We start from the raw sequence: 12,282 nt of genomic DNA, 5'->3' as shown, positions 1-12,282 counted from the left end.
CCGCCCGCCGCCCGCTGCGCCCGTCGGCCGAAACCCTGCTGCACACCCAGCTGTACCGCCGCTTCCCGGAGATCGGCTGCGTCCTGCACACCCATTCGCCCGTGCAGACCATCGCCTCGCGCCTGTATGCGCCGCAGGGCCATGTGCACCTGGAAGGCTACGAGCTGCTGAAGGCCTTCGCCGGCAACAGCACCCATGAAATGGCCGTGGACGTGCCGGTATTCGCCAACACCCAGGACATGAATGTGCTCTCGAAACAGGTCGACGACCTGCTGGACCGGCAGAACCTGTGTGGCTACCTGATAGACGGCCACGGCCTGTATGCCTGGGGCCGCGACATGGCCGAGGCGCGCCGCCACCTGGAAGCCTTCGAGTTCCTGTTCCACTGCGAGCTGGAACTGCGCAAGCTGCGCGGCTGAACCCGCGTGCAGGTGCAGATGCCGATCCGGAATCTGCGCCGCGCCCCCACCCTGCTACCCTGTCTTCCCCCCGAGACGTTCAAGCTGCCGCCATGAGCCGACTGCGCATCTACGACGACACCCGCCCCGAATCGCCACTGCTGGACAGCCAGGACGGCTCGATCATCGCTGCCGAACTGCAGAAGATCGGCGTCACCTTCGAGCGCTGGCAGGCCACCGCGCCGGTCGCACCGGGCGCCAGCCAGGATGAAGTGTTCGCCGCTTACCGCGCCGACATCGACCGCCTGGTCGCCGAACGCGGCTTCAAGAGCGTGGACGTTGCCTCGATCGCCCCGGACAACCCGAACCGGGCGGAACTGCGCAAGAAGTTCCTCGACGAGCACTTCCACAAGGAAGACGAGGTGCGCTTCTTCGTGGCCGGCTCGGGCCTGTTCACCCTGCACGTGGGTGACAAGGTCTACGAGATCGAGTGCGTGAAGGACGACCTGATCGCCGTACCCGATGGCACCACCCACTGGTTCGACATGGGCGATGAGCCGAGCTTCGTGGCGATCCGCTTCTTCACCGAGCCGGATGGCTGGGTCGGTCACTTCACCGGCACCGACATCGCGCAGAAGTTCCCCCGTTACGTACCCACCCAGGCGTCCTGATCCATGCAGCCCCGCGTCATCCTGACCGACATCGAAGGCACCACCAGCAGCATCTCGTTCGTCAAGAACGTACTGTTCCCTTATGCCCGCAAGGCGTTGCCCGCGTTCGTGGCCGAGCATGGCCAGCAGCCAGAGGTCCGCCGCTGGCTGGATGCGGTGGCCACCGAGATCGGCGGCGCCTGCCAGGACAGCCTGGTGGCCGAGACGCTGCAGGGCTGGATCGACCAGGACCGCAAGCACACCGCGCTGAAGGCGCTGCAGGGCATGATCTGGGACGAAGGCTACCGCCGCGGCGACTACACCGCGCACTTCTATCCGGAAGTGGCGCCGGTGCTGAACGGCTGGCACGCCTCCGGCCTGCCGCTGTACGTGTACTCCTCCGGCTCGGTACCGGCGCAGAAACTGTTCTTCGGCTTCAGCGATGCCGGTGACCTCAGCCCGCTGGTGTCAGGCTGGTTCGACACCGAGGTCGGCGGCAAGCGTGAGGCCGACAGCTATCGCCGCATCGTGCAGGCGATCGGCGTGCCGGCGGGTGAGATCCTGTTTCTGTCCGACGTGGTCGAGGAACTGGATGCCGCGCGCGAAGCCGGCCTGCAGACCCGCCTGATCGACCGCCTGGACGACTACCCGCTGCCGCGCACCGGCCAGGCCGCCAACGGCCACGAGCGGGTCGAGAACTTCCAGCAGATCCAGCTGTAGGCAGAATGGTAGATGCCAACCTTGGTTGGCATGTTCCGGGTGTGCCAACCAAGGTTGGCACCTACCAGAGCGCTCCTCAACGATCGTTGAGGGTCCTCTCACGCCGCATGCATACCCGGCCAGGCCGTCAGCGGCCACGAGCGGGTCGAGAGCTTCCAGCAGATCCAGCTGTAGGCAGAATGGTATGCCAACCTTGGTTGGCATGTTCCGGGTGTGCCAACCAAGGTTGGCACCTACCAAAGCGGGATGCCCCTCAACGATCGTTGAGGGTCCTTACCTTCAGCGCTTCGCGCAGGGCAGCCAGATCGACTGGACCGCGCACTGCGATATCCCGGCTTTCGCCCGGTAGCAGGTCCAGCAGGTTGTCTTCGACCTGCACGTCCAGCGCACCGAAATCGATCCACGTTGCGCGCACGTAAGCTGCGCTTTGCAGCCGCAGTCGATAGTGGTCGCCTTCGATGGACAAGGTGGCCTTGAGCTTCTGCCGCGGCAACACCTGGTCCTTGGCTTCGACGAATCCAACCACTTGGCGGGCACTCACCGCCCCGTTCTGCAGCAGCTCGAACACCGCCACCGTGCGCTTCGGGTCGGCACCGGCCAGAAGTTCGGCATCGCGGAAATCACCGATCGAGGTGACACCCGCCGCCGTCAACGTCACCGCGCCCTCGCGACGGCGCAGCACCTTGCCGTCCACATCCATCACCCGCAGCCGCCAGCGCGCATCCAGCGCGGCGCCATCATTGAGCAGGCGCATCCGCGTGTACCCCTCGTCGCGCAGCGCGGCCACGGTGACCGGCGCGAAGAAGCGCCGCGCGGCGAAATGCAGCGCCTTCCAGCGGCCGAAGTAGTCCACGCTGGACCACGAAGCCCCCGGCCACACATCGTTGAGCTGCCAGTACAGCGAACCCATCGTGTACGGCTGCGACGCGCGATGATGCAGCGCCGCCAGCGCGATGCCATCGGCCTGCATCACCTGGCTCAGGTAGACGAAATCCTCGAAGTCCTTCGGCGTGCCGTAGCCCAGCTCGATGTAGTGCAGCAGGCGGCTGTTGCCCTCGCCGGCCATGAATTTCTGGTGCGCGCGGATCACCGGGCTGTCGATGCGCTGCTCGGCGCGGGTGGCGATCTGGTCCACGGTCGCCACCGACGGCCACGCCTGCAGCCCGTACTCGGACATGAAGCGTGGGGTCTCGCGCAGGTAGGCCTGCACCGGCAATGCCGGATTGCCCCAGACCTGCCAGTAGTGCTTGTCACCGCGGGTCGAGTCGTTGGCCTTCTCGTCAAGGTCATTGCTGGGCGAGCTGGACCAGTACGGTACGCCCAGCCCTTCCTCGCCGACCACCTGGCGCAGGTCGTTGCCGAACAGGTCGACGTAGCCCTGCCAGACCTTCGCCGCAAATGCCGGGTCGGCCGCCTTCAGGTCGCGGCCATGGCCCCAGTCCTTCCACGCGGTCTCTTCCTCGTTGTTGCCACACCACAGCACGATGCTGGGGTGATGCCGCAGGCGGCGCACGTTGTCGCGTGCTTCGGCCACCACGCTGGCACGGAACGCCGGATCGTAGCCCGGTTGCATGCCACCGCCGAACATGAAGTCCTGCCACACCAGCAGGCCCAGTTCATCGGCGATGTCGAAGAAAGCGTCATCCTCGTAATACCCGCCGCCCCAGTTGCGCAGCATGTTCATGTTGGCATCGCGCGCCGCCGTCAGCACCTGCCGCAGTCGCGCCGCATCAACGCGTGCGGGGAATGCGTCGAACGGAATCACGTTGGCACCCTTGGCAAAGATCGGCACGCCATTGATGACGAAAGCAAAGCCCTGCCCGCCCTTGCCGTCTTCTTCGCGGCGCAGTTCGACCGTGCGCAGACCGATGCGCTGCTCGCGCGCCAGTTCCGCAGTGCTGCCGTCGTCAAGGCGTGCCTGCACGGTGTAACGATCCTGCGCACCATGACCCACCGGCCACCAGCGCCGCGGCCTGGCCAGCTCAACCGGCAGCTCAACGGTGTTCTGGCCGGGCTTCAGCGGCACCGTGCGTTGCACCTGGGCCACGCTGCGGCCCTGCGGATCGCGCACATCCACATGCACCACGGCCGAGCCCGACACCGCCCCCTGCTCCACCTGCAGCAGCACCGCCAGCGTTGCCTGCTCGGCGTCCAGTGCATCGGTTCGCACGGCCAGATCGGTCAGGCGATGCGCATCCCAGGCCTGCAGGTCGACGCCACGCCAGACCCCGGCGGTGACATAACGCGGGCCCCAGTCCCAGCCGAAGTGGTAGGCCGGCTTGCGCGCAAAGTTGCCGACCATCGCGTCCTTCGGCTCATCACCATAGGGCGACGGATAGTTGCCAGCGATCTTGTGCGGCATGGCCTGCACGTCCGGCAGCAGCGTACGGATCGGCGAACGGAACACGATCTGCAGCTCATTGCCCTTGGCCCGCAGCCGGCCGTCCACGCGCGCGCGCCAGGTGCGATGTGCATTGTCCGCACGCAGCAGCGGTTTGCCGTTGAGGAGGACCTCCGCATAGGTATCGAGCCCATCGAAACGCAGCTCGGCATTGGGCTTGGCCAGCGTCGCCGCATCCACGTCGAAACGGGCGCGGTATGCCCAGTCGGCCAGGCCGATCCATTGCAGCTCGGCCTCGGCTGCGCCGACGTAGGGATCGCGGATCAACCCGTGTGCGAGCAGATCGGTGTGCACGCTGCCTGGCACCTTCGCCGTGCGCCACTGTTGCAGGCCCGGATGCGCCGCACCCTGCGCATCGCCGGGCAGCATGCGGAACTCCCACTGCGCCTGCAGCGAGGCTGCGGTCACCGGAAACACGGATGCTGCGATCAGCAGCAGGAGCAGACGGACAACGAGGGAAAGGCGATGCACGTGATGCTCCTGTTCTTGCGCCGAGCGAGGCCCGGCGCTACCGGTTCCAATACATCGCGCCTCAACGCACGACGTTCAACACTTCGTAGCAGGCACCCATGGTGTGGTAATCCACCTTGCCGGCCGGGCTCTTCTCGTCGCTGTACTTGCGGTTCTCGGCATCGAGGATGCGGAACCATGCGCCGTACCTGTGGTCGACGAAGTGCTCCCACGAGTATGCCCAGAGGCGGTCGTACCACTGCCAGTAGCGGTCATCGCCGGTGCGCCTGGCCATCAGTGCGGCGGTGGCCAGCGTCTCGGCCTGCACCCAGAAGTATTTGTCGTCATCGCAGACGAAGCTGTCGCCACCGATCGGGGCGCCGTCCATGCCCGGCTGCCGGCGCGATTCCGGTGCGAAGCCGTAGTACAGGCCACCACGGGCGTCGTCCCAGCTGCGCGCCACGGCCACGTCGAACAGGTGCTGCGCGGTCGGCAGCAGCCAGTCGGCCTGCACGTGGCGATCAAGGATGAGCAGCAGCTTGGCCCACTCGGTCTGGTGACCCGGCTGGAAGCCCCAGGGGCGGAACAGGTGCTTGGGATCGTCCAGGTTGTAATCCCAGTCGATCTCCCAGTTCACGTCATAGTGCTCCCAGACCAGACCACCGGCCTTGGCGGCCTGGCGGCGGGTCATGTTGTCGGCCAGCTGCAAGGCACGCTCGACGTAGCGCTGCTCGCCACTGGCCTCGAACGCGGCCAGCATCGCCTCGCACATGTGCATGTTGGCGTTCTGGCCGCGATAGCCGGTGAAGTTCCACTGGCCATCAGCCTCGTCCTTGTACAGGCCGTGCTGCGGCTCCCAGAAGCGCGCTTCCAGCAGCTGCCAGGTCTCGTCCATCCACTCGCGGGCCTGCTCGATGCCGGCCTTCAACGCGCAGCTGTAGGCCAGCAGCACGAACGCCACGCCGTAGCAGTGGTTCATGTCATCCTCGACCTTGCCGTCGCGCAGGGTCCAGGCGTAGCCACCGGTGGCCGGGTTGCGGTGCACCTCGCGCAGGTAGCGCACGCCGTGCTCGACCGCCTCGCGGTATTCGGCATTGCCGAACTCCCGGTAGGCCATCGCATAGTTGAAGACGAAGCGGGTGCTGCTGACCAGGTGGCGGTGGCTGGCATCGTAGATGCTGCCGTCGTCACGGAAGTAGTGGAAGAAGCCACCGTTCGGATCGATGCAGCGTGGATGGTAGAACGCCATCGTGTCGGCGATGTGCGCACGCAGGAACGGGGGTGAACGGAAATCGGGCGAGGTGCTCATGCGGTAATGTCCTGGGCCTGCAGCAGCTGCTGCACTTCATCGAGCGAGGGCATCGCGGCGAACGCGCCCTTGCGGGTAACCGCCAGCGCACCGACCGCAGCGCCGAAGCGCAGCGTGGCGGTGATCGCCTCCGGGTCGCGGCAGAACGCGGCAAAACCTGCACCCGCCCCGCCGCGCTCGAGCAGGCCGACCAGCACACCACCGACGAAGGCATCGCCAGCGGCCGTGGTATCGACCGTGGCCACGCGGAAGCTGGTGACCGTGCCGTGGTTGTCGCGGGTATACCAGTGCAGCGTGGCTGCACCGTCGGTGACGATGACCCAGCGTGCCTGTGCGGCCAGCAGGCGCCGCAGCACCGCCGCCTCACCATCGGCGCCCATCGGCGCCGCCAGGTAATCCAGTTCCTCGCGCGACAGCTTGACCAGGTCGGCGCGCTCCAGCGCCTGCCACAGGCGCGGCGTCGGATCGACGTCGGCAGGCCACAGGGCCGGACGCAGATTCAGATCGAGACTGACCACCGCACCGGCCGTACGGGCACGGTCCATGCCTGCGAAGGTTGCGTCGGCGATGGCCGGCTCGGTCAGGCTGTTGGAGCACGCGTGGAAGCACTGCGCGCTGTCGAGGCATGCGGCCTGGAAGTCGCTGTCACGGAACAGCAGGTCGGCCGCCGGCGGGCGGTAGAAGCTGAAGCTGCGCTCGCCGCTGGCGTCGAGGGCAACGAAGGCCAGCGCGGTCTTCGCCGCATCGGTACGCACGATGTAATCCGTGCCGACGCCGTGCTCGACCAGGCTGTCGGCGAGAAAGTCGCCAAACATGTCGCGGCCGAGCATGCCGACGAACTGGGTCTTCGCACCCAGCCGCGCGGCGGCCACGGCGACGTTGGCCGGCGCACCGCCGGCGTACTGCAGGAACGCGCGCGGGGTATCGGCCGAGGCCGGCGGCTGCGCTAGTAGATCGATCAAAATTTCGCCGAAGCAAACGATGGCACCCATTCCGGACTCAGCCTCCCTGCGTTGCGGAGGCCGGCGTACGCGCGCCGACCAGTCCGTAGAAAATGATGTAGCCGTAGCACAGCAGCGGCAGGATGAAGCTGGCCTGCACACCGATGTGGTCGGCCAGCACGCCCTGCAGGTACGGCACCACGGCACCGCCGACGATGGCCATGATCAGCAGGCTGGAGCCCTTGTTGGTCAGCGGGCCGAGGCGCTCGATGCTCAGCGCGAAGATGGTCGGGAACATGATCGAGTTGAACAGGCCGATGGCCACCACCGAATACAGCGCGACACTGCCGGAGCTCAGCATGGTCGTGACCAGCAGCCCCACGTTGACCAGCGCGAAGATCGCCAGCAGGCGGCTGGGCGAGAAGCGCGCCAGCAGCGCCGAACCGGCGAAGCGGCCGATCATCGCCATCGTCCAGTAGGCCGACACGTAGTGCGTGGCCTGCTGCTCGCTGAAGCCGCCGATGTTCGGCATTGACAGGTAGTTGACCAGGAAGCTGCCGATCGACACTTCGGCGCCGACGTAGAAGAAGATGCCCAGCACGCCCAGCAGCAGGTGGCGCTTGCGCAGCGCATCCAGGTAGCTGTGGTGGTGGCCCTGGTCGGCCTGCTCGGTGGCATCACTCAGCGCCGGCAGGCGGAACAGGAACACGAACAGCGCCAGCAGCACCAGCGCCACGGCCAGGCCCACGTACGGGCCCTGCACGGCCTGTGCCTCGGCGGCACGGTAGGCCAGCTGCTCGGCGGCCGGCAGCGCCGCGATGTCATCGGCACTCTTCACCGTGTTGGACAGGATCAGCATGCCGCCGAAGATCGGCGCGATGGCCGTGCCCAGCGAGTTCAGCGCCTGCGCCAGGGTCAGGCGGCTGGAGCTGGTCTGTTCCGGGCCCAGCAGCGCGACATAGGGGTTGGCGGCGACCTGCAGCACGGTGATGCCGCTGGCCAGCACGAACAGTGCGCCGAGGAAGGCGCCATACACGCGCAGCTCGGCCGCCGGCCAGAAGCCCAGCGCGCCGATGCCGGCAATCACCAGGCCGGCCACGATGCCCTTCTTGTACCCCAGCGCGGCGACCAACCGGCCCGCCGGCAGCGACATCAGGAAATAGGTGCCGAAGAAGGTGAACTGCACCAGCATCGCCTTGGCGTAGTTCAGCTCGAACACTGCCTTCAGATGCGGAATCAGGATGTCATTGAGGCAGGTCAGGAAGCCCCACATGAAGAAGATCGTGGTGACCACGGCCAGCGCCTTGCCGTTGGTGACGGCAGGTGCGTTGCCCGAAGAACCCGATGGACGGGGCGTTGCGGAGATCGGCATGCGGTACGCGCCTCGATGCGCGGAAGGTCGTTGTTGCGTGGAAGGGGTAGGAAAGGAATCAGTTTGGCCGTGCGGCGCTGCTTTCACGGATGCGCAGCTGCACCGGCGCGACCGTGCGCCGCGGTGGCGCATCCGGTTCGTCCAGCCGCTGCAGCAGCAGCGCCGCGGCCTGGCGACCGCGCTCGCGCGGGTCGGCCGTCAGCGTGGTCAGCGGCGGCACCGCCACCGCCGCCTCGGAAATGTCATCGAAACCGGTAACGGCGAAGTCACCGCCCGGACGGATGCCGCGCGAGTTCAGGCCCAGCATCAGGCCCAGCGCCACGGTGTCGTTGTAGCAGACCGCCGCACTGGGACGATGCCCATCGGCAAACAGCTCATCGGTGCGCGCCGCGGCTTCCAGGCGGTTCGGTGCCGACTCGATCATCCAGCCCGGCGGCAGCGACAGGCCGGCCTCGGCCAGCGCCTGCTGGAAACCGGCGCGGCGCTGATGGCATGAACTGGAGGCGGCATGGCCACCAAAGAACGCGATCTGGCGATGGCCGCGCTCGATCAGGTGGCGGGTGGCCAGATAGGCACCGTGCTGGTTGTCCAGGGTAAGGAAGTCCCAGTCGGCACCTTCCAGTTCGCGGTTGAACAGCAGCACGTTGGCATTGGCACCCAATGCCTGGCGCAACTGCGCGGTATCACTTCCTTCGGCCGGCGACAGGATCAGGCCGGCCGGGGTGTGCTCCATCAGCGTGGACAGCACCGCCTGCTGGCGCTCGGGCGATTCACCGGTACTGCCGAGCAGGGTCACATAACCGCGCCCACCCAGCGCCTCGTCCACGCCGGACGCGAATTCGGCGAAGAACGGGTTGGACAGATCGTTGATCACCAGCGCGATGCTCGACGAGGTCCGCCGGCGCAGGTTGGCCGCCGCGCGGTTGTAGACATAGCGCTGGCGGCGCAGTTCGGCCTCGACCTTGGCCCGGGTATCGACGTTGACCAGTGGGCTGCCGCGCAGCACCAGCGACACGGTGGCCCGCGACACGCCGATGGCACGCGCGATGTCGGTCACCGTCACCGCTTTGCCGGCGCGCTTGCTGGAACTGCTGCCGTTGTCGTTCATCGTCTTCCCGGACTCCGCTGGAGGCTCAAGCCTAATGGATCAGGGCCGTGTCGTGCCGTGCCGTTCGCGGTGACCCAGCGAACGGCACAGTCCGGCTCAGCGCAGCTGGCTGCCCGGTGCCGCGCACCAGGACACCGGGAGGTCCTTCACTGCCGTGCCCCAGCCCTGCTCCGGCGCCTTCGCATCCAGCGCGAACTGCAGGCGCGGGCCCTGCTGCAGGCGGTTCCAGTCCAGCCATACCGGCGCATGCGCCTGGCCATCGACCTTCACGCCCTGCACGTACTGCAGGCGCCGGCCATCCGCACCCGGCGCGTCGATGCGCAGGGTACGGCCATTGCCCATGTCCACTTCCACCTTGCTGAAGCGCGGGGTGTGCAGCAGGAACTGGCCGCTGCCCGGCACCGCCGGGTACACGCCGATGGCACTGAACAGGTACCAGGCCGACATCGTGCCCAGGTCATCGTTGCCGGTCACGCCGTTCGGCGCATTGGTGAACAGCTGCTGCGCGGCGCGCACCACCGCCGCGGTCTTCCACGGCTGGCCGATCAGCGTGTACAGCCACGGCGAGTGCAGGTCCGGCTCGTTGTTCGGGTTGTAGCGGAACTGGTTGTAGTAGCTGTACGGCCCGACCACCCACTCCTTGCGGGCGGCATTGAGCGGATCGGCCTGCAGCGCATCCATCGCGAAGAACGCATCGAGGCGGCGGCCGGCCTGTTCGCGGCCGTCCATCGCTTCTACCAGGCCCGGCACGTCCTGCTGCGCCAGCCACTGGTACTGCCACGCCGTACCTTCATGGAAACCATGGTGCGAGCGCGGGCTGTAATGGCCATCGGCCGGGGTGTACCACTGGCCGTCCTCGGTACGCGGGCGCGGGAAACCGGTGAAGCCGGTCTCGGCGTCGCGCACCTGCGGATCCCACACATTGCGCCAGTTGCGACCGCGCTCACGCAGCGTCGCCGCGTCCTGCGCATGGCCGAGGCCATCGGCCATCTGCGAAAGCGCACAGTCGGCCAGTGCGTACTCCAGCGTTGCCGAGCCGCCGTGGTGCGGATCGACGTCCATGCCCTTGGACGGGAACGCGCGGTCGTAGACCACATAGCCCTTGTCCAGGTAGGTCGGGTTGCCGGAGCGGCCGGCCATCCGCGAGTTCAGCGGCGGCGTACCGAAGGCGTTGCGGCGCAGCGCATCCCACGCCTGCGATTCACGGCCCTTGAGCGCGCCGAAGCGCCACAGGTCGACCATGAACGGCGTGACCGGATCGCCGGTCATGATGTTGGTCTCGAAGTTGGCATAGCCCCAGCGCGGCAGCCAGCCACCCTGCTCGTTGATCGCCAGCAGCGTGCGGCCGATATCGCGTGCCACGTCCGGGCGGGTCAGTGCCAGCCACTGGTTCTGCGCACGGTAGGTATCCCACAGCGAGAAGTACTCGTAGTAGGTCCAGCCATCGGCGCGATGGATGCCATCGTCATAGCCACGGTAGCGGCCATCGGCATCGTTGCCGGTCATCGGCTGCAGCAGCGCGTGGTAGACCGCGCTGTAGAACACGGCGCGGTCGTCGGCGTTGCCGCCCTGCACGCGCACCCGGCCCAGCTGCTCGCGCCACGCCTGCTGCGACAGCGCGCGCATGCGGTCGAAGCCGAGCAGCGCCCCACCCTGCATGCCGTCGGCGCGCAGGTTGATGCGCGCGCCCTCGGCGTCCACGTGCGAGATCGCACTGACTGCGGTCACCGACTGGCCCTTGGCCAGGTCAAAGCTGAGCCAGGCACCATTCGGTTTCTGCTCGCCTTCCATGCTGTGGCGCGCACCCGGCAGGCCACCGCCCTCACCCCAGGTGCCATGTGCCTTGAACGGACGGTCGAACTCGATGCGGAACCAGGTGGTGTACTGATGGCCACCACAGAAGCTCTTGGTGACCAGCTTGCCTTCGACCACGCGGTCACCCACCACATCAACCACGCTGCCGATCACCGAATGGCGTTCGTTGGCCTGGCCGACATTGACCAGCACATGGCCGTCGCCCTGGCGCTGGCTGAAGGTATAGCGCTCCGCGGCGGCACGGGTGCGTGCGGTGGTCTCGGCATCGATGCCGCCGTAACTGGTCAGGCGCACCTTGTAGTAGCCGGCCTGGCCGATCTCGCCGTCGTGGCTATAGGACGCGGCGTAGGCCTTGTGGTCGAACTGCTTGGGATTGGCGGTATCGAAATCGCCGCCCGGGCCGATCGAGCCCGTGACCGGCAGCACCGACACCTGGCCGCCCTGCTCCCAGCAGCCGGCGCCGGAGATGAACGAATGGCCGAAGCCGCGGATCTTGTCATCGTCATAGCGCCAACCCGAATAATGACTGCCGATCGGGCTGACCTGGATCAGGCCGAACGGTGCCGACGCGCCCGGGAAGGTATTGCCGTCGTCCTTGCTGCCGATGAAGGTATTGACCTCACGTTCCAGCGCCGCCGGCGCCGCCTGCAACAGCATCGGCGTGGCCGACAGGGCGAGCAGGCAGGCCAGGCGCGCCAGCGGGCGCGAAGGAGATGGAACGGCGGGAGCGGACGGCACTGGACGCATGTCGGGTTCCTGTAGTCGATGACGCGGTGGCAGACGGTGCGGATCGTCCGGCACCGTTCCACCGAGCCCCGCCTTCGACCGGCAGACAGCTTCCCCTGGAATGACGCGCGACCCGTTGAACCGTGAATTTAGATCGATTCAAGTAGAGCATGCCGATTCCGCCGAATGCATTCTGCGCCGCAGCATGAGGGGGTGTTCGGCAGGGCTGCCGCCCTGCACCCCTGGTAGTGCCGGCCGCTGGCCGGCAACCTCAACGGCAAGAGCAAAAGCGGGTTTCCTGAGGGATGGCGGGGTGGGTCCGGTTGCGGGGGCCGCTGCAAGTACGTCCATGTAAGCTCGGTCGCCGCTTGCTCGTGTGCGCAGTCCTGCGC

The 12,282-nt window shown here is 67.1% G+C and carries 9 protein-coding genes; 3 read left to right on the top strand and 6 right to left on the bottom strand.

The genetic code is table 11. The features are described from left to right. From mtnB to mtnC, 3 genes are all read left to right on the top strand, one after another. A partial coding sequence (gene mtnB, locus O0J73_RS18535) for a methylthioribulose 1-phosphate dehydratase (RefSeq protein ID WP_308309335.1) occupies positions 1-419 on the top strand: 419 nt, incomplete at its 5' end. 92 nt (positions 420-511) lie between these two features. Beyond that, a complete protein-coding gene (locus O0J73_RS18530; protein WP_006439544.1) occupies positions 512-1,069 on the top strand; it encodes an acireductone dioxygenase in 558 nt (185 codons plus the stop codon). 3 nt (positions 1,070-1,072) lie between these two features. Further along, positions 1,073-1,768, top strand: a complete 696-nt coding sequence (mtnC, locus tag O0J73_RS18525) for an acireductone synthase (RefSeq protein WP_308309334.1) — start codon at positions 1,073-1,075, stop codon at positions 1,766-1,768. 253 nt (positions 1,769-2,021) lie between these two features. On the opposite strand, the gene O0J73_RS18520 is transcribed toward mtnC, so the two are convergent. The 6 genes from O0J73_RS18520 to O0J73_RS18495 all read right to left on the bottom strand — a co-directional run bounded on the left by O0J73_RS18520 (position 2,022) and on the right by O0J73_RS18495 (position 11,911). Continuing rightward, positions 2,022-4,640, bottom strand: a complete 2,619-nt coding sequence (locus O0J73_RS18520; RefSeq protein WP_308309333.1) for a glycoside hydrolase family 2 protein — start codon at positions 4,638-4,640, stop codon at positions 2,022-2,024. A 61-nt stretch (positions 4,641-4,701) separates the two neighbouring features. Further along, positions 4,702-5,928, bottom strand: coding sequence for an AGE family epimerase/isomerase (locus O0J73_RS18515; protein ID WP_308309332.1), 1,227 nt, complete (start codon positions 5,926-5,928; stop codon positions 4,702-4,704). Then, positions 5,925-6,920: a carbohydrate kinase gene (locus O0J73_RS18510; RefSeq protein ID WP_308309331.1), complete on the bottom strand. Its 996-nt coding sequence runs from the start codon at positions 6,918-6,920 to the stop codon at positions 5,925-5,927. Before O0J73_RS18510 ends, O0J73_RS18515 begins: the two co-directional genes overlap by 4 nt. 7 nt (positions 6,921-6,927) lie before the next feature. Then, positions 6,928-8,241, bottom strand: coding sequence for an L-fucose:H+ symporter permease (gene fucP, locus O0J73_RS18505; RefSeq protein WP_006439404.1), 1,314 nt, complete (start codon positions 8,239-8,241; stop codon positions 6,928-6,930). A gap of 58 nt (positions 8,242-8,299) precedes the next feature. Further along, positions 8,300-9,349 (bottom strand): LacI family DNA-binding transcriptional regulator, encoded by a 1,050-nt coding sequence (locus tag O0J73_RS18500; protein WP_049458188.1) that lies wholly within the window; start codon positions 9,347-9,349, stop codon positions 8,300-8,302. A 96-nt stretch (positions 9,350-9,445) separates the two neighbouring features. Then, positions 9,446-11,911, bottom strand: a complete 2,466-nt coding sequence (locus O0J73_RS18495; RefSeq protein ID WP_308309330.1) for a GH92 family glycosyl hydrolase — start codon at positions 11,909-11,911, stop codon at positions 9,446-9,448. Between the last annotated feature and the right edge of the window lie 371 nt (positions 11,912-12,282).

It is taken from the genome of Stenotrophomonas sp. Sm6012, from assembly GCF_030985895.1.
Classification (GTDB): Bacteria; Pseudomonadota; Gammaproteobacteria; order Xanthomonadales; family Xanthomonadaceae; genus Stenotrophomonas; species Stenotrophomonas forensis.
Note: the sequence above shows the minus strand (reverse complement) of the source record. Positions and strands in the feature narration are given on the sequence as shown.

What these genes read in the sequence shown, in the direction of transcription:
- O0J73_RS18530 (WP_006439544.1), top strand. Translation starts at nt 512, where the DNA reads ATGAGCCGACTGCGCATCTACGACGACACCCGCCCCGAATCGCCACTG.
- mtnC (WP_308309334.1), top strand. Translation starts at nt 1,073, where the DNA reads ATGCAGCCCCGCGTCATCCTGACCGACATCGAAGGCACCACCAGCAGC.
- O0J73_RS18515 (WP_308309332.1), bottom strand. Translation starts at nt 5,928, where the DNA reads ATGAGCACCTCGCCCGATTTCCGTTCACCCCCGTTCCTGCGTGCGCAC.
- O0J73_RS18510 (WP_308309331.1), bottom strand. Translation starts at nt 6,920, where the DNA reads ATGGGTGCCATCGTTTGCTTCGGCGAAATTTTGATCGATCTACTAGCG.
- fucP (WP_006439404.1), bottom strand. Translation starts at nt 8,241, where the DNA reads ATGCCGATCTCCGCAACGCCCCGTCCATCGGGTTCTTCGGGCAACGCA.
- O0J73_RS18500 (WP_049458188.1), bottom strand. Translation starts at nt 9,349, where the DNA reads ATGAACGACAACGGCAGCAGTTCCAGCAAGCGCGCCGGCAAAGCGGTG.
- O0J73_RS18495 (WP_308309330.1), bottom strand. Translation starts at nt 11,911, where the DNA reads ATGCGTCCAGTGCCGTCCGCTCCCGCCGTTCCATCTCCTTCGCGCCCG.